We start from the raw sequence: 24,495 nt of genomic DNA, 5'->3' as shown, positions 1-24,495 counted from the left end.
TATGCTAACTTCTTTTTTATTTTAGGTTATATAAAAAAAATATTATTAAAATTTAATGGTTATACAGGAGATGCTATATGAGCGAGCAACTGAAATTAAAGCATTGGATGGATAACCATTAAATTTTAACACAATACTTTTTATTAAACCATCAAGGTACTCATTATCATGATTTCCATCTCAGTTTTTTTATCAAACCCAGTGCTTTTCAATTTTTTTTCTGTATCTATGCACAGTTTCATACAATTATACAGTTGCTTATATGAAAACTTCCTACTTTGGGACATAAGTTTTTCACAAATAAAAGCTGGTCTTCTTATTTCTTTTGCTAGATCATCCTTATTTTTGCCTTTATCTATTCCAAGTTTTATTTTGTAAAGCATGGTAAACTGAGTTTGTATAAGAGATAATATCAACATTAAATTTTCACCTTTATTTATAAGCTCATTCATTATATCTATAGATTTTTCTGATTTCTTTTGACTTATAAAATCAACTAAATCAAAAACATCGTCTTCACTTTTATGAGGAAGCATCTTTATTATATCTTCCCGTGTAATATCTCTTCCTTCTGTATAGCTTATTAGTTTATCAATTTCTCTCTCAATTATATTAAAATTGTTTTCTACCGCTTCACAAAAGTATCTTAATTCTACTTTACCTATTATCTTACCTTTTTCCTCAAAGATTGAGTTAACCTTTTTATATAACTTTTCACCTTTTAATTTATCTACTTTCACAACAGTAGCACTTTTTTCTAAAGCGGTTAACTTCTTATTCCTATTAGGATTTTCTCTTTTATCGTTTTGCAGATAATAAAGAACTAATATACAGTGAGGTGGTGGATTTTTCAAATATTCCACCAGCTGACTATAAACTTTAGTTCCTGCAGCATCAGTCTTATCTCTTAAAAAATTTGCTCTAAATACTACAACTACCTTTTTCTCACTAAAGAAAGGCAGAGTCTCACAGGCATTCATCATTTCATCAAAAGTTACTTTCATCCCATCTAATTTTATATAATTTAAGTCTTTGAATTGACCATCCACAGTTTTATCAATTATTTTATCTATGTTTTCATTTATTATCATTTCGTCTAATCCAACAAAAACATATGAGCCTTCTAATTTTCCTTTTTTTATAGAGTTATCTAATCCATCTAAATCAATCACTGTTATCACCTTCAGAGTCTAATATATTATCATTTAAAGCTCTAGTATTCTTTTGATCTAATATAAAGCTTTTATTTTCATCAATTTTTATTATATCATAGGATTGATTACAAACATAAGGTTGATTATTAATAGTTAAAATATAACTATTTTTGCTACTTACTATTACTATTTCCTTTTCTTCATCATTAGGAATTATTGTTATACCGTTATATGAATACAACTTTCTATTCTTCCATTCTATACTTTCAGTAGGATAGTAGTTTTTATTCAAGATATTATAATTATATCCTAACAAAGCCTCTGTGATTAATACCCTACGAAAACCTTGTTCCATAAGTATTCCCTTTGTTTTTCCATCTGTTATAATAGTTACCTTAGTTTCAAATTTGTACATTGATAAAATAACAGTAAAAACAACCATCCATAAAACATGTTTAGCTTTTTTATAACCATTTTGGTACATGTAAAAGCATATAAGCATCAACACATATCCATATACAATACTAGAATTTATTGTGGTTATATTCAAAGAAAATTTATCAACAACTGCTATGCCTCCTTGCAAGGCTATTATAAATATTTTTATTATATAAGCTGTAATTTTAAGAAGCATTCCATTCCACATTAGCATAAAGGCTATATTTCCTAAAATTACGATAGGCGTGAATAAAGGTAATAGAAAAAGATTTCCCCATATAAAGTTGGGAGAAAAGTTATTTAAAGCTAACGTGGCTACTGGAAAGGAGAAAACTTGTGCTGCTATTGAAATACAGAAGGTATCACTTAGTATTTGTGGTAATTTGTAAAACTTTATTTTCAACTTATTATAAAACAATAATATCCCCAGGGTAGACAGGTACGATAGATTAAAACCTATATCATATATGAAGTATGGTTTATAAATCAACAACAGTATAGCCGAAAAGCTTAGTGCAGATATTGAATCATACTTTCTATACAACTTCTTTGATAGTTTAAGAATAAATATCATTAAAAAAGCTCTCCAAGTTGAAGACTTTCCGCCACTAAATAAGGTGTATATAAAGCTAAACACTAAAGCAAATTTGAAGCCAAGTAGTTTTTCTATAATAGAATATATTACTGCAATATGAAAGCCTGAAACAGACACTACATGGATGATTCCATATTTACTCATAAGCACATTTTGCTCATTTTTAATATATTTTGTGTATCCAAATGCTGCAGAACAAACTAATGCCGAGCCCTCTTCCCCTACATACTTTTTCAAGGTATTATAAAAATAATCCTGCTTAGAATTAACAATCCCGCTAAATCCATATTCTAAAAAATTATATTTTTCAACCTTTATAGTTCCTACTACACCTTTTTCAATATCTGCTTCACGCCTAAAACTCCCATATATCAAATACTTACTTCCATCTTTAAGCTCAGTTTTAATCCCATCAATTTTAAAACTTTGCCTACCTATCTCTACAATTTTATTTTTAGGATTAACTGCAACGACTTTGAATACAGTTTTATATTCAGTTTCTAATGAATAGTATATTAAGCAATTTATATATGAAGCTATAAAAAATATGCAAATAACCACCATGAACTTTTTTCCGTATATAATAAAATGTAATAAAAAAAATGATGCAGTAACTAACACTGCACCATAGATATTTTTTTGAATAAGATTGAAAGTTATAATACCTGCTATACAAGAAATTAATATATTAACTGCCGGTCTACTTATCTCTACATTGTTTATAAATTTAGTTATCATTGCAAATAAAAGTATTATATATAATAGCTTAAATATTAAAATTCTATTTGTTTTAAGTACCCGTACCTAAAAATCACCCAATCTATTTTAACTATGTATAATACTTGTTCCTTTCAAATCAGTCAATTTATAACATAAGTGCTATACCATATATTCTTTCCACTTATTTGAAAAAATTTCACCAATAACACATAAAGCTATAAATATAATTGACACTACTATACCTTTTACATCTACTTTATATGATATTAATAATGCTGCCGCAGTTATTCCTATGTAGATACTAAGGCTTGAAAGTAATAATCTTTTCACTCTTTCAGATGTTTTTAGCTTAATATCAAAAGTAAACACTGCTTTTATAAGTAAAAGTAAGTAGAAACAAATTGTTATCATAAGCCCATAATCCATACCAGCTACCAGCTTACATATAACCCCGATTAAGAATGTTTCCCCTAAAGCTGTAGCAACTAGATAAGTTGAACTAGGTTCTCTTTTTATATACTTATCATTAAATAAAAGGCCAACGGCTAAAAGTGGAATTGTTATTAGATTTTCTGCAGCTATCAAATAAATATCTTTTGTAAAGTTAAGATTTAATATTTCAGGGATTATTATTGATGAAATTTGCAATACTATTAAATATTTTAGCAAGCTACTACCAATATATATATTTCTTCTCAATATAGTAAGCTTCTTTTTTAGCTCTAAAAACTTATGTAAACATTCTTCTTTTATATATACATCGGATAACTTCTTCACCAAACTAGAGCACTTATCACCATAAGATATTCCTAATTGAGCTGCACTTAATGATGGAAGATCTGTTAAATTATCTCCAACTACAGCCACGTTATATCCATCATTTATAAACATATTTATTATTCTATTTTTCATTTCATAGGATATTCTTGAAAATACTTTTACTTTAGAAAGCACACTTATCATCTCTTCATCGCTAAGAGAATCTAGCTCAACTCCTGATATAACTTCATCTATACTATTAATTAAAGATATATCACTTGCAGTCTTTGCCGCAGCTATTTTATTATCTTCTGTTATAATCATAGGAGCAATGTTGTTTCTCTTCAAAGTTTTTATTATATCATCACTTTCATCAACCACTGGATTAAGAAATGCCATTGTCCCTACAAAAACTAAGTTACTTTCAATATTTTCGTCTGGTGTTGGTTGATATCCAAAGCTTCGATAAGCAAATCCCATTGTTATAAGACCTTCATTAGAAAAGTTATAATCACAGTTCTTTATATTTTCTATATCTTCTTCCGTTATTTCCTTTTCTACGCCTTCTTTCATGATATGAGTACATCTACTTAAAACTTCATCTAAAGCGCCTCTTAGATTAGCTCTATAATTTTTTTCTACTTTATTTAGAGTAGTTACCATTCTTCTTTCTAGATCAAATGGAATTTCAAAAATTCTTCTTTGCTTAGTCATAAGCATACCTTTATAAATTCCCCTGCTAGCCCCAATTCTTAGAAGAGCAATTTCTGTTATATCACCTTTACCAGTATCATCATTAACATTGTATATGGCATTGTTAGTTAGCAACCCTATATTTATCATTCTTTGTAGATTTATATCATTGTTATCCCCTTCATCTTCGTTATAGACTTTTTCATCTGTGTACATTTTCTTTACGATCATCTTATTAATAGATATTGCTCCTATTTTTTCTAGAAATATTATATCTATCTTCTTTTGATCACTTAAAACTGAGAGGTTTATTACCTCAATTCCGTCTTGTTTTAGATATTTTTTATATAAATATATGAAAAGTATTACTATAACTACATATCCTAATGTTTGAACAGAATATAATTCAGAAATTAATAAATCAATATCCAGACGCTTTCCAGAAATTGCATTAATAAGCAAAGCACTAGTTCCAGCGATTAATGTAGCATAAATTGTAATTGAGTTAAGTTTTTGTTCCAATTCTATTCCTAAGGTATTTTTTCTTATACCAGAGCTGTTTAGTAAAGCCATATTTTTTCCTAGTTGTGTAGTAGCCCCTGTAGCAACAACTATACCTAATCCATCCCCATGAACAACTGTACTTCCTTTGAATACTATATTCTTCATTTCAGATAAAGAGTTAACAGCGCCCTCTATCATAGTCTCATACTTTTCACTTATAAAATCTTCTCCAGTGATATTTTTCTCGTTAACTTTTAATTCTTCACTTTCTATCACTCTTATATCTGCTGGTACCAATTGATTCTTTTTAAGAACCACAATATCCCCAACCACTAATTCTTCAGATTTTATATCTCCCCTTATGCCATTTCTTAAAACACGAGTCGATGTATAATCTAATCCATTCAATACATTTAGTTCTTTCCTACTTTTTATAACTTCATAATATCTTATAGACATTGTTGCCATGGCTAATAAAATTATCACACCTGCTTGTAGAAAGAAATGAAAAAAGATAAAAATTGCTGTTGTAGCCAACATTATAAAAAACCACGGTCTAAACAGCAATTTTAGAAGTATAGTTCTTGAAGTTTGCTCTACTGAAATAGGCATTATGTTTGTTCCATTTAATTCTCTTCTCTTATTTACTTCATCAATACTTAATCCTTTATTTAAATCACTTTCTAATTTATCAATCACCTTACTCCAAGGTATGTTATACCATCTCTCCACAATTTTTGCTCCTGTCACATTTATTTACTAGTTAATTTTCGTTTAATAGACTATGACACTTTATTACCTATATGTAATAATAGTAAATAATTTATTAACAAATCAGTTTATATAAGCATTATAGCAGAGATAGTATTTCTAGTGAACATACTTATTTTTTCTTAGATTCATCACTAAGATTTTGTTTTAGGATTAAATATAAGTCCCATTATATAACCAAAGAATATTGCTGCAGTTATTCCGCCAGCTGTTCCTTTTATTCCTCCGGTAAAAGCACCTATTATTCCTTTTTCTTTAACTTCTTTAATAGCAGCTTTAGATAGTGAGTTTCCAAAGCCTGGTAAAGGTACAGTCGCACCAGCTCCTCCTATATCTATAAGTTTGTCATACACATTAAACGCTCCTAGTATAGCTCCAATAGTAACAAATGCTACCAATATTCTCGCAGGTGTAAGTTTTGTCTTATCCATTAATATCTGAGCTATTACACACATAGCTCCTCCAATTACAAATGCATATATATACTCACTCATTGCTATATCTCCTCCTAATTACTGTCACAAGGTAGCTTATCGTCATACTCAATGGCTACTGCATGAGCTATTCCTGGAATTGACTCTCCCTGAAGGGAAGTTGTTGTACTCATAAGGGCTCCAGTTGAAACCAACAGCAACCTTTTTATTTCTCCTTTAAGCATCTTTTTATAAAAGTATCCACAGGTTACTACTGCAGAACACCCACATCCACTAGCTCCAGAGTTAGTTTTTTGTCTTTCATTATCATATATAACAGATCCGCAATCCACATAAACATTGCTTATATCATAACCATATTCTAGTAATAGTTTACTTGTTATTTCCTTGCCTACAAGACCTAAATCACCAGTAGCAATTATGTCATAGTCTTCAGGGGCGCGTCCAGTATCTTGAAAATGTCTATAAATTGTATCAACTGCTGCTGGTGCCATAGCAGCGCCCATATTTGAAGCATCTTTTATTCCGTAATCCTTAACTAATCCAGTAGTCACATATGTCACTGCAGGTTTGTTTCCACTGTGGGATAGTAACATAGCTCCTGCACCTGTAACAGTCCATTGTGCTAACTCTGATCTTTGTGAGCCATATTCAAGAGGAAATCTAAATTGTCGTTCTGCAGCACTAAAATGTGAAGAGGTAGCTGCAACTACGTTTTCTGCATATCCTCCATCCATAATTAGTGATGCAAGTCCAATAGATTCAGCCATTGTTGAGCAAGCTCCATACAATCCTACAAAAGGGATATTTATATCTCTTGCTGCAAAACTTGATGAGGCTAATTGATTAAGTAGGTCTCCTGCAAAAAGATAATCAATATCCTCTTCTTTTAACCCCGCTTTTTCTATAGTTTCTTTTATAGCAGTGTACATCATCGATGTTTCAGCCTTTTCAAAAGTTTCCATACCATTGGTATCATCACTGAGTATTATGTCAAAATAATCTTTTAATGGTCCATCTCCTTCTTTAGGTCCAACAATACTTGTAGTACATATTATCTTAGGTGGATTATCGAGTTTTACTGTCTGCTTTCCTACCTTCTTATGTGCATTTTTCATAGCTATCCCTCACTTTTTATGACTTTAACCCTTAGATTATAAAGGTTTAATTTTTCAATAAAACAAATCAATTACATAGTAGACTATTCCTACTATTACAGAGGTACCTATTCCATACACTAGTACTGGACCAGCTATAGTAAACATTTTTGCTGCAAGACCGAAAATAAAACCTTCTTTCTTAAATTCAATAGCTGGAGATACTATAGAATTGGCGAATCCTGTTATAGGAACCACAGTGCCAGCTCCTGCAAATGCTGCTATTTTGTCATATATTCCTACACCAGTTAACAGTGCTCCTATAAAGACCATTATTATAGCAACCCAAGTAGCTGTATCATCTTTTGGAACCCCCCAAGATGTAAGTGTGTTAGAAAAAAATTCACCTATATCACAAATAATACCACCTACAATAAAAGCATTTATACAGTTTCTTAATAATTTTGGCTTAGGTTCAGATTCTTTAGATAATTGATTAAATTTTTTCTTTATATGTGCTTCTTTTGATTCCATATGTCCCCTTCTTCCTTGTAAAAATATTTTTTAACTTTGGATACATATTTCTATCAACTTTAACCTTATAATGATGTACTTATTGTTATGTTAACTTTAAAACCAAATCTCAATTATTATGGTTATATTTTGTGGAGTTATGGAATATTTATAAGCACCAAAATTTAGTTTCTAAAAAATGCAAAAAATAAAAACCGCCAATTTCCATTAGCGATCTTTCAGTATCAAGTTTGCTTATCATTAATAAAGTATATAAGCAAAAGCTTATGATTAAATCTATTTTTTAAATTAAATGGTTAAGCAGGAGATGTTATATAAGCGAGCTAGTTAGAATTAAATGATTTTTTCAGATGAAGTGGCGTTAATAAACTGTACTGTTCGAACGTAGTGAGTTTACAGTTTTAGCCACGGAATATGAGAAAATCATATTAATTCTTTGCGCAAGCTTATTAAAACATTGGATGATTAACCATTTAATTTAATTACAGTACTTTGAAATCATTTAAACAAAAAAAAACGGTGGTTATCCATCCGTTTTTTAAAATTCAGATAATTTTTTTCGCATTTGCTGAAGTACTTTCTTCTCAATCCTCGAAACTTGTACTTGACTAATCCCAAGCATTTTTGCTACCTGTATCTGAGTCTTATCTTTAAAATATCTAAGAAGTATTATCTGCCTTGATTTCGGCTCTAAACTCTTTAAGGCTTCCTTTAAAGCTAACCTGTCTACCATTTCTTCATCTTCTTCACCATTTTCAGCTATCTTATCGATTAGTAATACTGGTGATCCATCATCTTGGTGTATTGTATCATACAGATATTGCATACTATTAGCGGATTCTAAAGCAAACACAATTTCTTCCTTTTCTACCCCTGAATACTCTGCTAATTCTTCAATAGTAGGTTCTCTGTCCAACTTCTTCGAAAGCTCTTCCCTACTGAAGTGAAGTTTTCTTGCCAAGGTTTTTGTATTTCTAGATACTTTTATAAAACCATCGTCTCTTAAGAATCTCTTTATTTCTCCCATAATCATCGGTACAGCATATGTTGAGAATTTTACATTGAAGGAATCATCAAAATTATTGATAGCCTTTACAAGCCCTATAGATCCTATCTGAAATATATCTTCATAATCATAGCCTCTATTAAGAAATTTTCTGCTTATAGATGAAACTAAAGGCATATTAATCTCAATAAGTCTATTCATCGCTTCTGTGCTGCCTTTTTTTGCCTGCCTTATAAGTTCTGTATTGTCATCATAATTGAACTCTTCTCTTTTAAAAGTATTATACTCCATAGATTATCACCTAACCTACAGAATTGAATTTCTTTTTCATTACTATCTTAGTTCCTTTTACTCCATTGCTAAACACCTCTAAAGAGTCCATAAAAGTCTCCATAACAGTAAATCCCATACCTGATCTTTCTAAATCAGGTCTAGAAGTATACAGTGGTTGCATTGCCACATTTAGGTCTTTAATTCCAGTTCCATTATCTTCAATTATGATGGTAGCTTCACTCCCCTCCAATATAGTTTCTATGCTGACTATTCCATCTTCCTTTTCTTCATAGCCATGAATTATTGAATTGGTTACAGCTTCTGATACAGCAGTTTTGACATCACTTAATTCTTCTATTGTCGGGTCAAGTTGAGATATAAAGGCAGCTACAGCAACTCTTGCAAAACCCTCATTTTGAGATTTACTTAAAAATTCTATCTTCATTTTATTTCCTTCCACGTTAATTCCCCCTTGTTAAATGCATTTAATAGCATCGTCTATGCTTTCGTAAGAATTAATAATTTTGAACATACCCGATAATTCAAATACTCTCTTTACATTTTTATTTGCTGCCACTACACTTACTTTACCATTTCTCATTAAAAGTCTTTTATATCTTCCTATAACCATTCCTATTCCTGAACTATCCATAAAAGTCACCCTAGAAAAATCAAAGACAAGACTTTTCACTCCATCTCTATCAATTCTATCATCAACTTTCACTCTTATTTCCTCTGCACTATGATGATCCAATTCACCTGTCAGTGCCACTATCAAATTATCTTCAACTTTTTTAAAATTTAAATCCATAAATATTACTCTAAAATAGAGTAATTCACCTCCTTAGCTATTTTGCCAATTTAGTTTCCTTCTTTTTCCATAATTCTATCATAAAAATTTGTAATAAGTCAAACATATTTATCATATATTTCTATATTATGGTATTTTTAATGTGAATGTATCTATAAATTACACTACTGGGAGACATAAGTAATTAATTAATGCAATTTTTTGTGTACCCTACTTTCTGAATGTACATGTAAAAAATATAACAGGTGAATAAGTCTTATCTTTTTACTATATATCTATAAAATTTTTCTAAAATCACTGAAATATCTAGGTTTAACGGTAATAATAACTTTATATTTTCTATACAGTAAAAAAAGAGAGGCAATTCACCTCTCTTTTTTTACTTATTATATATCGCTATTTAGCTTTATTATACAATGCTATTTCACTTTTTATTGAACTCAAAATATCTTCTAAAGTACAAGTATCATCAGCCATAAGAATTTGAATTGCATCATTTATATTATTTATGGCATAAAGGTGAAATTCCCCATCTTCTATAGACTTTTCCACTTCACTGTTTAGTATAATATCATTTACATTAGATGCTGGTATAATTACCCCTTTACCAAAAACCGTATCAATATTTTTACATACCTTATAAAATCCTTCTATCTTTTCATTAACTCCACCTATAGGCTGTACTTCTCCAAATTGGTTTAAGGAGCCTGTTACAGCTATATATTGTTTTATAGGAATTTTACTAATAGCTGAAATCATGCAGACTAACTCAGCGATAGATGCACTGTCACCTTCAAGCATGCCATAGGTTTGTTCAAAGCTCACATGAAAATCAACAGGAATTCTGGAATAAGGATCTATAAGAGTATTCAATAGACCTCTTAAAATATCAATAGATTTAGCATGTATATTACCGCTTAGATTGCTTTCTCTATGCACATCTACAATTCTTCCTACACCTTTATAACATATACAAGTTATCCTAGTAGGCTTACCAAAACTGTAATAGCCCGTATCTAAAACCGACAACCCATTTATACTTCCAACTACCTTTGACTTTACATCAATTAGCATTTTTCTTTCTTTAAACATTTCAATAATATCTTTTTCTATCAATTGTTCATTATAAGCTACTGCAATTATTTCTTTACGCCCTATTACTCTTTTATCAATTTTCTTTGCAAAGTTATTTGCTAGTATAAGTATTCTTCCTATCTCTTCATCATCGATAAATATCTTATGCTTATCTTGAGCTTTTCTTGATAGAAATTTTCCTATTTCATTAATTGCTTCACTACTTATATTTAGCAAGCTATTTTTTGTTTTAATTTCATCAATCATAGTAAATAAGGAACTTTTCACTTCTTCATTTATGACTACATAAGGGTTATACTCTGCTTTTATTTTGAAAAGATTCTTAAAATCTTCATCATAGGTGTATAAGGTATCATAAGTTTCACTATCTCCTATTATTATAATCTTCAAATTTATATCAATTGGTATTGGCTTCATACCATTTAGAGCTAGAAATTCCAAATAGCCTCTATTATAATCATAGCTTACTTTATTACTCATGAGAGCTTTTCTAAGATAATAATAACTTCCGGCATTATTTAGAAGTGAACTTGCTCTGACTATTAAACACCCTTCATTGGCATTTAATAATGAACCTGCTGTGATAAGAGATACATCTGTTGAATATACTCCATTATGATTTTCATAATCAATGCTTCCAATCAAGTTATTTACACTTGGATCCTCTTCAAATATAACTTTAGGATACTTTACATCCTTATTATCAACTAGAAGATTGATATTATTTCTATTTACTATTTCCTCTATCTTTTCCATATCCTCTTCATAGTTCATGGAGTAATTTTCAATAGTTTCCTCTTCTACTAAACTGCAAACATTATTTAAATATTCTAAAGCTTCCTTTTCTTCTATAAACTCTTTAAATATATCTTCCTTTATATCTTTTGACTCTTCATCCAAATAACCTTTAAATATTCTCTTTATTTTATCTATAGAGTTTAATTCAATATCCTTTAACTGCTCCAAGACATCTTCTGCTCCAGTTTTAAGTTTACTTGCCTTTGTTACAATTTGTTCCTTTGAATTTTGTTCTAACCCATCATATTCTTTTTCTGTCATGGCTTCTCCCTCTTTTAGAGGTATAAATGCAAATCCATTGGTTGTGGCTTTTACATCGAATCCTTCATTCTTAGCCATTTGAACAAGATCTTCAATATAATCAGTTCTCTTTCTCTGTATTTCCTCTATTATTGTTTCTTTTTCCTTATTTGATGATGAGTTATAAAAATTAAATATTTTCTCTAGATAAAAGTTTTTGATTGCATCTAATCTCTCTTTAAATTTCTTTCCTTTACCATTAGCGATAAACAATGGAGCAGGATATCTAGGATCCTCTAGTGTTACATAACAAATATCCTTTGGACAAGACCTACTACTAAAGCTATCTTCAATAAAACTAATTATATTTTCAAGTTTTTCTTTAGAAAATAGATCTATAAGATAAACGTTAAATCCCTCTTTCTCGATGTGTAAAGCAGCTTCTATATTCTTATAGACCTCAGTATATTCTGGTATAAACTTCTTATCCTCTGTTCTAGATAATCGATTAAAATCTACATTATAAACGACCTCTTGTGGAGTTAACTCTCTCTTCATAACGTCCCACTCAAAAATTGCAAAAGTTAATCTTTCCCCAATTTATTAGAGCAGTTCCCTCCTCTATAAAGTAATTTACTATATTAATATTCTATTTTTTTAATTTTAGGTATAAAATTTTTAAATATATTTCATCAAGTTTCATCAAAATGCGAAAAAGGTATAGACTATTGCACATAATCTATACCTTTTAATCAATTTTATAATTAGATTTATTTTTTAATACTCTGATTATACTTAAGCAGAATTTTAAAAATAGCTTTAGTTTTAAAGTTATATAGCTATATCTTAATAAGTAGAGTCTGATTTCTTACCTTCGCATATTTCTATAGAAGCTGATGCACCAATTCTTGTAGCACCATTTTCAATCATTTTTAAAGCGCCTTCTTGACTTCTAACTCCACCAGAAGCCTTAACACCTAAATCTGGTCCAACTGTTTCTCTCATTAACTTGATATCAGCTTCTGTTGCTCCGCCAGTTGAGAAACCTGTTGAAGTTTTAACAAAATCTGCTCCTACTTCCTTAGAAAGTTTGCAGGCAATTACTTTCTCTTCATCAGTTAATAAGCAAGTTTCTATTATAACCTTTGTAAGCGCTTTCCCTTTAGCAGCATCTACAACTGCTTTTATATCTTCTTTTACATAATCATAATCTTTATCTTTTAATTTCCCTATATTTATAACCATATCTACTTCATTTGCACCTTTAAGTATTGCATCACTAGTCTCAAAAGCTTTAACCTCTTTGGTATTAGCTCCTAAAGGAAATCCTATTACAGTACAAACCTTAACTTCACTTCCGCTTAGTAACTTTGCTGCCAATTCTACATTGGTAGGGTTTACACATACTGATGCAAAATTATACTCAAGTGCTTCCTTACAAAGTTTTTCAACACCAGCTTTTGTAGCCTCTGGTTTAAGTAAAGTATGATCGATCATTCTAGCTAATTGTTCTTTATTCATCTCTTCCTCCTATTTATTAAAAGTCTTAATAAATTTTTATAATATAAAAAGAAATTTATGTTTCATAGTTTTTCACATAGTTTTAACTTCAACAATTATTTTATAAGTTGTATATTCTTAGTACAGCTTAAATATAATATTGAAGTAAATCTCGAAACACATACTTATTATAATCTTATATATATTTTTAGTCTACAAATATAAAAATGTTATATTCTCAAATAATTATATGATTCCAGCTTCACCTATAAAGTCATACGTATCTGATGAGCCCATAAGCCGAGATTATGGAACAAGTATAACATAAGTTTCAATATAGGAATCCTTTATTTACGAACTTTAATTTTTTCAAATGAGCATAATATACTTAATATACCTATTATGCAAAGTACTCCTTCAACTAAGATGAAAAGCAGATTCATTTTCTCATATAATATAGTGGAAACACCTATTATTATACTTATTAATATAAAGATTTTATATGTACTTTTAATCTTAAATATTACGAAGATAAGCAATATAAGTTTTATAACATACAGTGCACTTAGTACTATAGTTTGGCTTTCAGTTGGTATAATAGCTGATAAAACTGGTATACTCAGCTGTTTATAAAAATAAACACCACTCATAAAAAAACATTCCAAAAAGAGAATAGTTAAGAAAACTACTCTATAATTCTTTAAATTATTTTTCATCTTTACTCCCTGTTAAAGTGGTACACCTTATGTATACCACCTCTTAACAAATTTATACTTCTTAAATTATATAAACATTATTATATTCTAAAATTAATAAAGGTAATCTATCTCTTAGTTAGCCCTAGATATTATTGCCTGTTGCTGACTCACTAAACTATAGTTTATTATAAGAGCCATTATTGAATTTAAATAATTAGTTTTGAGTTTCTTCTTACTAAGTATAACCATAAACATAGAAATCATCAATCTAAAGCCTCTATCCATAAAAAATTGATAATCAGGAAGTCCATTTAAGTATTTTTCCACACTATAAACTTCTCTTATAAAGCTATCAGCATCTTTTATAACAGTGGACGCAACACCAATAACCCCTACATATTGAGGCTGTATACTTCCAACACTACTCTTTACTAATTTACATATATCAATGGCTTTTTCTAAATTATTATTCCATTCACTTGGATTAGTACATAATATTGTTGCCAAAGTTTGAGCACCATTGTTAGTAGTAAAATCATGATTAGTTATCTCATCGTAGGCTTTGTTAGTTATATCCATATATGTATGACTGCTCAAACCTTGTGTTACCAAAATCGCACATATAATATAGTCATCTGAAGATGTTACATTATAATATTCTTCTTTCATTAATAAAAATATTTCTCTCATTTTTTTTGACACCGTATACATCTCTTCATCCTTAAAATTCTCCGTTAAAATCCATATACCTATGGATAAATATGGGCTTTCAACAAAACCAGCATCTTTTAAATGTTCTTCCCATTTCTGTATTCTTCTAAATCTTTTCTGCCACTCTTCTTCAAGAGATAATAATATTGAAATAACGTATAGATTGTTTCCTCTAAAGGTAGAAAACCAGCTTGTACTCTCTTTTATAAATTTTCTTATAGCTCTTATTTTCTCATAATTTAATTCTTTTGCTGAGTTTGTAAGTATTAGTGCCGCAAAATGATTTAATAAATCTCCATCATACTTCAATTTATTTTTACTTTTTATATAATTATTTATCATTAAATCCACATTCTTTTTAATTATGTTGTCCATAATTTTACCTCTTTCTAAGTCCTACTTATCCCTTAAAGGGTTATTAAATATCATATAATAATTGTATTATTTATTCACCATAATATCAATTAATAAATTGTAACAATGTTGTTAATTATATTTATGATTATTAGTTAAGTTTTTGCTTATAATAAAGTATAAGGTTGATTTTCTACTTTGCTATTTTATTAACATCAATTGTATGCTATAATACTAGTTGTTTATTATGTTTTATAGGTTTTTATACTGAAACTTAACTATAGACAGATGTGCTTTTTTATTTGATGAATTTCTAATTCATATCCTTATTTTATTTAAAAATATAATTGGCATTATGTGAAATTAATTATTTTTTTGTAAACTAAATAAATTATAAATATTAATTGAAATATACATATGCTTTTTATAGATTTATATACATCCCATTTATTGAGATTAGTGTGTGAATATTGGTTTTTGTCTATATATCAACCACAGTTCTTAATATACAGTGATTTAAAAATTGAATTAGATTTAGGATAAAAAATTAGCTAGTCTTAGTTAATTGTTTAAGTTAAAATACTAAAATGGACTTATAATATTTGAATATGAAAAGGAGTTTTAACTATGGGTTTTAAGGAAAAACTATCAAAATATTATACTGACTCATACATAAAAAAGTATGGTGATAGAATGGCTCAATTTCAAGGAACGGTTATCTCAGCTAAGGTTGAAGAAAAAACTATTCTTTGGATATTTCATACAATAGCAGCTACCCTAATAATAAGACCTGAAAGAAGTAAGGCAGTTATTAAATGTTCTTACAAAAAGAATAGATGGTTTAAAAAGCCAGAATTTATAGCAGTTAATCAAGGTCACAGTGTTATGATCCAAGGTTTAAAGAGTGATAAGAAATCTAAATCATCCGGTGATGTAATTCAGATAATGAATGTTATAAACTTCACTACGAAGAAGGATTTATTCCCAGTTGATCATTCACAAATAAAGAAAGCTAAACAACAACAAGTTACTAGAACAAAATAGAAGAATTGCGAATCCTCGCAATTCTTTTTTTGTTTTAGCCTTAATGTAATTTATGAAATTTAGGCATTCCTACATCCGATACTTTAATAAGCATCGAAAAGAATTAATATAGTATCTCTTGTAGGAACACCTAAATTTCAATCTTTAAATTAAACAAAAACTTACTATTTTACTTTTATATATAGGTAAACACTGTTTATAAATGCTATTACTCCTGAGAAGAACAATACTATAAGCCATTGTCCTATGGTCAGTGGTGTAGTATGGAATATACTCTGTAAGAAAGGTATATAAAGTATGGATAACAGCATTGTTACCGAAATACTTACCGCTCCAACCAAATATGGGTTTGTCAAAAACTTTATTTCAAATATAGAATGTCTTTCTGATCTACACTCAAAAACGTGAATTAGCTGTGACATTACTAAAGTACTTAAAGCTAGAGTTCTACTTGTATTAAGATCCCATCCATAATATATCCCTACCATAAATGAGAACAATGTACAGATACCTATAAGGGTACCTCTAACAACTATCTTTTCAGTAAGACCTCTTGAAAAAACACTTTCATTTTTTTCTCTAGGCCTTTGCTTCATTATATCTTTATCTGCTGGATCAACTCCTAATGCTATGGCTGGAAGTCCATCTGTGGCCAAGTTTACAAACAATATCTGGATTGGTGCCAGTGGAGTTGGAAGATAAAAAATTGATGCTAGAAGCATAGTTAATACTTCACCTATATTACAAGACAATAGATATCTTATGAACTTTCTGATATTGGAATATATAACTCTTCCCTCTTCTACGGCAGCTACGATAGTTGCAAAATTGTCATCCATTAATATCATAGAAGATGCTTCCTTTGTAACGTCAGTTCCTGATATACCCATAGATATACCTATATCTGCTTCCTTTATAGCAGGGGCATCATTTACTCCATCTCCAGTCATTGCTACTATATTTCCATTCTTTTTGAATGCTTTTACTATTCTTAATTTATGATTTGGACTTACTCTAGCAAAAACTCTTATTTTCTGAACTTTTTCATATAGTTCTTTATCAGTCATTTTTTCAATATCTTCTCCAGTAATTACTTGATCTGGAGTTGAACATATATTAAGATCTTTTGCTATAGCAAAAGCTGTGTTCTGGTGGTCACCAGTTATCATTACAGGCTTTATACCAGCTAATCTACATCTTAATACAGCATCTTTTACTTCTAGTCTTGGCGGATCTATTATGCCTGCAATTCCTAAGAATATCAAATTACTCTCAAGTGAGTCATCTCTTTGAATATTGGTATCCTTGTAGGCAGCTCCAATACATCTTAAAGCTTTGTTTGACATAGAATCAACAAAAGTTCCAATCTGCTTTTTTCTTTGATATGTTAGAGGTTTTACTTTACCTTCTTCATAAATATAGTTACACCTCTCTAATAATCTTTCAGGTGCCCCTTTTACATAACATATTTCTTTTCCATTTTCCTTCATTATTACGCTCATCATTTTCCTTGTAGAATCAAAAGGAATATCAAATATTCTATGTCCACCTGCCAAAAATCCCTTTAAAGCGCCAACTTCTTTAAAATAAAGCTTTATAAGTGCGGTTTCTGTTGGATCCCCATGAAGAGCCTTGTCCACATATTTCTCGCTAAAATTATAATTGCAGTCATTGCAGAATACAAATGATCTAGTGAGCATTGGATTTGGAGGGAGTTTCTCCTCATTTAAGCTGTATATTTTTCCATTCATATATACTTCTTTTACAGTCATGTTATTTTGAGTCAAGGTACCTGTTTTATCACTACATATTATAGACGTACATCCCAGAGTTTCTACTGCTGGTAGTTTTCTAACTAAAGCATTTCTCTTTAGCATTCTAGATACGCCTAAAGCAAGAGCAACTGTTACAATAGCTGGTAAACCTTCAGGTATAGCTGCTACTGCTAAACTTATTCCTAGTAAGAACATTTCAGTTAAGTCATTTCCTCTTATTATTCCCATTACAGTAACTACTGCACATATTACTAAACATAAAATAACTAATACTCTTCCCAGTGATTCTAATCGTTCTTTTAAAGGTGATTTTTCTTCCTCAATGTTTTGAAGAAGATTAGCTATCTTACCCATTTCAGTGTTCATACCAATTTGAGTTACCTTAATAAAAGCTTTTCCTTTTAATACATTTGTACCCATATAAACATTACAATCTTTTTTATTTATGCTTTTGTTTACTCCTACTGACTCTCCTGTAAGAAGAGACTCGTCCACCATCAAAGCTGTACTTTCTACTACTTCACCATCAGCCGGAATCCTATCACCTGATTCCAATACTACGATATCTCCAAGGGTAAGAAATCTGGCATTAATAACTTTTATATTTCCATCTCTATACGCCTTACACGTAGGTGCAGCTAAAGATTTGAGCGCTTCTAAAGACTTTTCTGTTCTAAACTCCTGAACAAATCCTAATATGGCATTTATTATCACAATTATTAATATAGTGATTGCGTCTGCCTTTTCTCCCATTAATCCTGATACAATGGTAGCTCCCATAAGAACCCAAACCATAAAATCATTGAATTGGGATAGGAATAATATCACAGGAGAGATGCTCTTTTTATGACTTAACTCATTTAAGCCAAAATTCTTAGTTCTTCTTTCTGCTTCTGAAGAAGAAAGCCCTCTTATAAGTTCCTTTTCCTGTATCACTCTAGTTCCCCCTTTTCTCTGTAACATCTATAATAATATATGTAGACAGGCTATTAGTTAGAACATTGTATTTTGTTTATACAAGTTTACAGTAACAATCTTTACAATTTACATCCTAACTATTAGAATATATTAGTATAATAAATTATCACAAAGGAGGATTCGTTCAGTGAAAGACATTATATATGTTACTGGTCACAAAAATCCTGATTCAGACTCAATATGTGCTGCAATAGGATACGCAGAATTTAAAAACAAAAGCGGAGACATTCCTGCTATACCTGTTAGACTTGGTGAGCCTAACCAAGAAACTCAATTTGTACTAAACTATTTTGGAGTAGAAAAGCCTAAATTCCTAGAAACAGTTAAATTAAAGGTAGAGGATTTAGAATTTGATAGAATTGAGTCAGTTACACCTGAGATTTCATTAAAGCAAGCTTGGCATATTATGAAAGATAATAATGTTAAGTCTATACCTGTAGTAGATTCCCATAAGCATTTAATAGGAATTCTTTCAACAGCAAACTTAACTTCAAGCTATATGGATATATGGGATAATTGCATATTAGGAAAAAGCAATACTCCTATCGAAAATATATTAGATGCACTTTCTGGTGAAGCACTATACATAAATCCTACTAATACTACTTATGCTGGTAAAATTGTTGTTGCAGCTATGCAACCTGATTCCATGAAACAAGTTGTTGCAGCTGGAGATATTGCTATAGTCGGTGATAGAGCTGAAACTCAAGAAGCTCTTATAGATTTAAAAGCTTCACTTATAATCATCACTGGTTCTCATAAAATGAATGCTGATCTACTTGAAAAGGCGAAGACTACTGGAGTTACAGTAATATCTACTCCTTATGATTCCTTTACTGCTTCAAGATTTATAGTTCAATCAATTCCTGTTGAATATGTTATGGCTACAGAAAACTTAGTTTCATTTTCAACTGATGAATTATCTGATGATATAAAACACGTTATGGCAGAAACTAGATACAGAAGTTATCCAGTAGTGGATGCTGAAAATAAAGTTGTTGGTAGTATATCAAGATACCACTTGATTTCAAACCATAAGAAAAAGGTAATTCAAGTAGACCATAATGAGAGAGGTCAATCAGTAAATGGTCTTGAAGATGCTGAAATTTTAGAAATAATAGACCATCATAGAGTTGCAGATATCCAAACTGGAAATCCAATTTACTTTAGAAACGAGCCTCTTGGAAGTACCTCTACTATAGTAGCTAAGAGATTCTTTGAGAATGGACTTACTCCTTCTAAAGAAGCTGCTGGATTACTTGCTAGTGCAATAATTTCAGATACTCTTCTATTTAGATCTCCAACTTGTACTCCAGTAGATAAAGAAATCTGCTTAAAGCTTGCTGAAATAGCTGGTATTGATGCAGAATCTTATGCAAAGGAAATGTTTAAAGCAGGTACATCTTTAAAAGGAAAGACTGTTGAACAAATATTCAATCAAGACTTTAAGCCTTTTACTATAGAAGGAATAAAGGTTGGTGTAGCACAAGTTAATACAATGGACATAGAAGGCTTTATGCCACTAAAAGATAAAATGCTTGCATACATGGAAAGAAAAGCTGAAGAATCAGGCTTAAAAGTAGTAATGCTTCTTTTAACAGACATTATAAATGAAGGTTCTCAACTTTTAGTTGCAGGAAAACTTCCTGAAATTGCTGAAAGAGCATTTAAAGTAACTTTAAGTGAAAACACAGCTTATCTTCCTGGTGTTCTTTCAAGAAAGAAGCAAGTTATTCCACCTATAACAAATGCAATATCAAATCTATAACAAAAATCCAGCTAGAGCTTCTAGCTGGATTTTTGTTATTTTAGCCGATTAAATTAAGGCATTCCTACATCAAATACTTTAATGAGCTTTGCAAAGAATTAATATAACTTTAATATAAAAAAATCAAGGTAAAGACGAGTCTTTACCTTGATTTTAAGTTATTTATCATTCCCCACATCTCATCAGCAGTAGTTATTGCTTTTGAGCCTAATTGGAATGCTCTTTGCGTTACTATCATATCTGCAAATTCTTTACCCATATCAACATTTGCATTTTCTACATAGCCTTGAAGGACATCAACATTAGTACTCTTTACCACTTGAGCACCAGCCTTTGGAACATACAAATTGTCACCTACGGAAGTAAATGCATCATTTCCTACAGCAGTGTATACGGGTACTTGTCCTACAACTTTATTACTATCTTTTAAAGTTATAGTTCCTTGTTTATCTATTGCGAAGTTGTCACTACTTATTTTATCCTGTAATGCTACAGTATCCTTATTATATCCAGCTGCATATTCAACATCTAAAAAGTTTCCCTGAGAGTCAACTAAATTTCCATTTGTGTCAACTTTAAAGGACCCATCCCTACTATAAGCTACAGATCCATCTGCCTGTTTAACTCTAAAGTATCCTTCACCATCCAAAGCTAGATCAGATGATTTTTTTGTTTCCTGCAATTGACCCTGAGAGTCATCTCTAACCCATGAAGATGTTCTTACCCCTGTACCGGTATAAGCAGTTTTATCATTAACAGGATATCCTTGCTTATCTAAACTTTCCTGCATTAAATCTTTAAAGGATACATCTACTCTTTTATATCCTGTGGTGCCGACATTTGCTAGGTTATTAGATATTGAATCTAACTTTTCTTGGTTTGCAAGCATTGCGCTTTTTCCATTCCATAAAACTCTAAACATGCTTACCTCCTATTATCTAACTGATCCAATTTCATTAGCTGCTTTTGATAAAGTCTCATCCATAGTTTGTACTACTTTTTGAGTTGTTTCAAAGCTTCTCATGACAGTCATCATATTTACCATCTCATTTACTATATTAACATTTGATTTTTCAAGTGTCTTTTGTTTCACATAAACTTGTCCATTGTAATTAGGAGTCTCGCTTGATTGGTACAAATTATCTCCAAGTTTTTTTAGATTTTTATAATCATTAAAATCAGCAACCTGCATTTTGTATTGAGGCACATTATTTACGATAACATTGTTATTATTATCAACAGTCAGTTTACCATTTCCAACATAAATAGGTTCAGAGGCACCAGTCTTTATATTTTGTCCCATTACACTGTCACCTTCACTAGTTACTAAATATCCAGCTGTATTAATCCTAAACTGGCCATCCCTTGTGAAATATGTTTTGTCTCCTCTTTTTACAGAAAAGAAACCTCTTCCATCGATAGCCATATCTGTATCATTCTCAGTACTTGTAAGCGTACCTTGAGTAAATTCTACGTCTGTACCATCAATACTCGCTCCAAGACTCAAACTTCCTATTGTGTTTTTTACGTTTTGACCGCCAACAACTTTATCTTTGTTTTGTATCAACACATCTTGAAACTTTTTTACCCTTAAATCGTCAGCTTTATATCCATTAGTATTAGCATTAGCCATATTGTTCGTGATAACATCTTGCTTTGCTTCTAAAGTCACCATAGCATTTACAGCTGTATATAAACCTCTAATCACTTTTTCACATCCTTATCAAATATTACTTTACTCTCATCCTGATATATCATTCCATAGCCTCTAGCTTTTTCTTCGATTCTTTCTCTTGACATACTTACATTGTATTGATAACCAAACATGCAGAAAGTACCTATTAAAATTCCTATACCAATACCAAGTAATATTTTTTTATCAGCTAGAAATAGAAATATTTCTCTTACTTTTTGTATAATCCTTTTATTAATAGTACTTCCCCCTTTCCAATAGCAAGTTCCTCACAAATTTGGTCATCAGTGAAGCCCTTATCTAAAAGTTCCTTCACCGATCTTGCTTTATCAGAAATCATATTTTTGTTTGAGTTTTTAGTCACAGAAACAGGCTCTTCATATGGAACCTCGTCATCTATACGATAATCAATAGCACCACTTTTATTATCGTCAGATTCTTCACTATTCTTAATAGCTTTTAGTCTTTCTATTTCTAACTGAAGCTCTAATATAGTCTCACTGAACTCTCTTCTTAGATTACCAATTTCTATATCATGCTCCTCTACTCTTTCTCCTCTTTGCTCAAGGATTTTCTCAAAGGAACCGTCTTCTTTTTTTAAAGCTCTATAATTTATTGTAATAAGCAATACTCCAATAATAATAAGTACAAATGGCATTTTAACTACCTCTTTATATGTAATGAAGCTTCTTCATAGCTGCTCTTAGATTTCTTATTGCTCTACTATGTAATTGACATACTCTTGACTCTGATACTTCTAATACCTTACCTATTTCTTTAAGTGTAAGACCTTCATAGTAATATAAGCTTAATACTATTCCATCTTTTTCATTCAATAATCCTAAAGCCTTACTTAACATCTCAACCTCTTCTTTTTCTTCTAAGGTTTTTTCAGGACTAGGACTGTTCTTATCTTCTATTATGCCCATGATAGAAATATCATCATCATCTGAAAATATAATATTTTCTAATGATACTATGGATATGTAGTTTATGTAGTTTTCAATTTCACCTACACTCTCTAATGACATATTAAGTGCTTTAGCTATTTCCTCATTGCTTGGTTCTTTACCTAAGCTTTTTTGAAGAGAGTCTATTACTTCATTGTATCTATTAAGTTTATCCATAGCCCCTTTTGATATAGGGCTATTTCTTCTTATTTCATCAATCATTGCACCTTTTATTCTTATAGAAGCATAAGTCGAAAACTTCATTCCTTTACTCTCGTCAAACTTGTTCATTGCGTCCATGAGACCAACCATACCATAACCAACTAGATCATCGTACTCAACATATTTACTTTTGCCAAGAATAACTCTAGATGCTATATACTTAACTAATGGTATGTATTTTTCTACTATTTTGTCTCTATACGCTAAAGCACCTTGTACTGCCATATAAATTCCTCCCTTAGAGTAATTCTCTTTGTTTTCTCATTATATCAAACACCATTCTTATGATCTTATCTCTAGTTCTTTCATCTATGTTGTCAAAATTCACACCATAGACCCACTGCTTATCTTCAGTAGTTTCTACTCTTACGATAATTCCCTTAACTAATACTTGTTGATTACTATATTTAAGTTCAGAGATAATGCTATCACCCTTTGATAACTTTTCCTTAAGTTTTACTCTCATTCCTCCACCACTTAAATCTAGCAATATTGCAGTATTAAGTTTAAGCTTTTCTATAGCCTCTACTGCATAATCCCCAGTAATATAACTTATTATTTGAGCAACTTTAACTCTTACATAATCTCTTCTTTGTATTTTTACTATGTCATATGGATTAGTCATAACATACATAGGTATATTATTCTCTTGTGATCTAGAAATTATTGTGGATTTAAACTTGAAAACATCTCCATCATCACAAAAGCTCATAAATTCTAAATCTAATCCCCTTGGAACAGTTAGGTATTGACCCTCGCTTGCAGGTAAATTTATGTTAAAGAAATTTTCTCCTATGTCTTGAATTTGACATCTATATATTCTTTCTTCAAACAATACATCTAGTCTGTTGTTTACTAATAAAGTTAAATTGCCCATCTA

At 30.4% G+C, this 24,495-nt stretch carries 22 protein-coding genes; 2 read left to right on the top strand and 20 right to left on the bottom strand.

Annotation, left to right across the window (positions count from 1 at the left end; translation table 11 throughout):
- Positions 1-143: 143 nt before the first annotated feature.
- The 13 genes from holA to OCU55_RS02130 form a co-directional block, all read right to left on the bottom strand.
- The gene (holA, locus tag OCU55_RS02190) at positions 144-1,172 is read right to left on the bottom strand and encodes a DNA polymerase III subunit delta (protein WP_261850679.1); all 1,029 of its coding nucleotides are present in this window, start codon (positions 1,170-1,172) and stop codon (positions 144-146) included.
- Entirely contained in the window at positions 1,165-2,925 is a 1,761-nt protein-coding gene (locus OCU55_RS02185) for a ComEC/Rec2 family competence protein (RefSeq protein ID WP_261850678.1), read from the bottom strand. The genes holA and OCU55_RS02185 overlap by 8 nt, the downstream gene beginning before the upstream one ends.
- A gap of 141 nt (positions 2,926-3,066) precedes the next feature.
- Positions 3,067-5,595 (bottom strand): P-type ATPase actuator domain-containing protein, encoded by a 2,529-nt coding sequence (locus OCU55_RS02180; RefSeq protein WP_261850677.1) that lies wholly within the window; start codon positions 5,593-5,595, stop codon positions 3,067-3,069.
- 173 nt (positions 5,596-5,768) lie between these two features.
- Positions 5,769-6,128, bottom strand: a complete 360-nt coding sequence (gene spoVAE / locus OCU55_RS02175) for a stage V sporulation protein AE (protein ID WP_261850676.1) — start codon at positions 6,126-6,128, stop codon at positions 5,769-5,771.
- Positions 6,129-6,142: 14 nt separating this feature from the next.
- On the bottom strand, positions 6,143-7,186 hold the full coding sequence (gene spoVAD, locus OCU55_RS02170; RefSeq protein ID WP_261850675.1) for a stage V sporulation protein AD: 1,044 nt from the start codon (positions 7,184-7,186) through the stop codon (positions 6,143-6,145).
- 54 nt (positions 7,187-7,240) lie between these two features.
- Positions 7,241-7,699, bottom strand: a complete 459-nt coding sequence (gene spoVAC / locus OCU55_RS02165) for a stage V sporulation protein AC (protein ID WP_261850674.1) — start codon at positions 7,697-7,699, stop codon at positions 7,241-7,243.
- Between the two features lie 538 nt (positions 7,700-8,237).
- Positions 8,238-8,996 carry an RNA polymerase sporulation sigma factor SigF gene (gene sigF / locus OCU55_RS02160; RefSeq protein WP_261850673.1) on the bottom strand — a complete coding sequence of 253 codons (759 nt, stop codon included), beginning with the start codon at positions 8,994-8,996 and terminating at the stop codon, positions 8,238-8,240.
- 10 nt (positions 8,997-9,006) lie between these two features.
- A complete protein-coding gene (gene spoIIAB, locus OCU55_RS02155) occupies positions 9,007-9,423 on the bottom strand; it encodes an anti-sigma F factor (RefSeq protein ID WP_427847031.1) in 417 nt (138 codons plus the stop codon).
- A 30-nt stretch (positions 9,424-9,453) separates the two neighbouring features.
- The gene (gene spoIIAA / locus OCU55_RS02150; protein ID WP_200272515.1) at positions 9,454-9,789 is read right to left on the bottom strand and encodes an anti-sigma F factor antagonist; all 336 of its coding nucleotides are present in this window, start codon (positions 9,787-9,789) and stop codon (positions 9,454-9,456) included.
- Between the two features lie 396 nt (positions 9,790-10,185).
- Complete coding sequence (locus OCU55_RS02145) at positions 10,186-12,480, bottom strand: AAA family ATPase (protein ID WP_261850671.1); 2,295 nt, start codon at positions 12,478-12,480, stop codon at positions 10,186-10,188.
- Between the two features lie 288 nt (positions 12,481-12,768).
- Entirely contained in the window at positions 12,769-13,443 is a 675-nt protein-coding gene (deoC, locus tag OCU55_RS02140; RefSeq protein ID WP_261850670.1) for a deoxyribose-phosphate aldolase, read from the bottom strand.
- 326 nt (positions 13,444-13,769) lie between these two features.
- Positions 13,770-14,138, bottom strand: coding sequence for a hypothetical protein (locus OCU55_RS02135; protein ID WP_261850669.1), 369 nt, complete (start codon positions 14,136-14,138; stop codon positions 13,770-13,772).
- Between the two features lie 114 nt (positions 14,139-14,252).
- Positions 14,253-15,206: a DUF4003 domain-containing protein gene (locus OCU55_RS02130; protein WP_261850668.1), complete on the bottom strand. Its 954-nt coding sequence runs from the start codon at positions 15,204-15,206 to the stop codon at positions 14,253-14,255.
- Between the two features lie 606 nt (positions 15,207-15,812).
- Between OCU55_RS02130 and OCU55_RS02125 the strand changes: the two genes are divergently transcribed.
- Positions 15,813-16,229: a hypothetical protein gene (locus OCU55_RS02125; RefSeq protein WP_261850667.1), complete on the top strand. Its 417-nt coding sequence runs from the start codon at positions 15,813-15,815 to the stop codon at positions 16,227-16,229.
- A 164-nt stretch (positions 16,230-16,393) separates the two neighbouring features.
- Here the strand turns inward: OCU55_RS02125 and OCU55_RS02120 are convergent, their stop codons facing one another.
- Positions 16,394-18,940: a calcium-translocating P-type ATPase, SERCA-type gene (locus OCU55_RS02120; RefSeq protein ID WP_261850666.1), complete on the bottom strand. Its 2,547-nt coding sequence runs from the start codon at positions 18,938-18,940 to the stop codon at positions 16,394-16,396.
- A gap of 169 nt (positions 18,941-19,109) precedes the next feature.
- On the opposite strand from OCU55_RS02120, the gene OCU55_RS02115 reads away from it, so the two are divergent.
- Positions 19,110-20,750: a putative manganese-dependent inorganic diphosphatase gene (locus OCU55_RS02115; RefSeq protein ID WP_261850665.1), complete on the top strand. Its 1,641-nt coding sequence runs from the start codon at positions 19,110-19,112 to the stop codon at positions 20,748-20,750.
- A gap of 142 nt (positions 20,751-20,892) precedes the next feature.
- On the opposite strand, the gene OCU55_RS02110 is transcribed toward OCU55_RS02115, so the two are convergent.
- The 6 genes from OCU55_RS02110 to OCU55_RS02085 all read right to left on the bottom strand — a co-directional run bounded on the left by OCU55_RS02110 (position 20,893) and on the right by OCU55_RS02085 (position 24,492).
- Positions 20,893-21,672 (bottom strand): flagellar basal-body rod protein FlgG, encoded by a 780-nt coding sequence (locus OCU55_RS02110; protein ID WP_261850664.1) that lies wholly within the window; start codon positions 21,670-21,672, stop codon positions 20,893-20,895.
- A 12-nt stretch (positions 21,673-21,684) separates the two neighbouring features.
- Positions 21,685-22,458, bottom strand: coding sequence for a flagellar hook-basal body complex protein (locus OCU55_RS02105; RefSeq protein ID WP_261850663.1), 774 nt, complete (start codon positions 22,456-22,458; stop codon positions 21,685-21,687).
- Complete coding sequence (locus OCU55_RS02100) at positions 22,455-22,577, bottom strand: hypothetical protein (RefSeq protein WP_261850662.1); 123 nt, start codon at positions 22,575-22,577, stop codon at positions 22,455-22,457. The genes OCU55_RS02105 and OCU55_RS02100 overlap by 4 nt, the downstream gene beginning before the upstream one ends.
- A 77-nt stretch (positions 22,578-22,654) precedes the next feature.
- Positions 22,655-23,101, bottom strand: coding sequence for a hypothetical protein (locus OCU55_RS02095; RefSeq protein WP_261850661.1), 447 nt, complete (start codon positions 23,099-23,101; stop codon positions 22,655-22,657).
- A 13-nt stretch (positions 23,102-23,114) separates the two neighbouring features.
- Positions 23,115-23,840 carry a FliA/WhiG family RNA polymerase sigma factor gene (locus tag OCU55_RS02090; protein WP_183278465.1) on the bottom strand — a complete coding sequence of 242 codons (726 nt, stop codon included), beginning with the start codon at positions 23,838-23,840 and terminating at the stop codon, positions 23,115-23,117.
- 13 nt (positions 23,841-23,853) lie between these two features.
- Positions 23,854-24,492, bottom strand: a complete 639-nt coding sequence (locus OCU55_RS02085; RefSeq protein ID WP_261850660.1) for a flagellar brake protein — start codon at positions 24,490-24,492, stop codon at positions 23,854-23,856.
- Between the last annotated feature and the right edge of the window lie 3 nt (positions 24,493-24,495).

The organism is Clostridium folliculivorans, assembly GCF_024341905.1.
GTDB lineage: Bacteria > Bacillota > Clostridia > Clostridiales > Clostridiaceae > Clostridium_AR > Clostridium_AR folliculivorans.
This window is presented reverse-complemented; position numbering and strand designations above follow the sequence as displayed.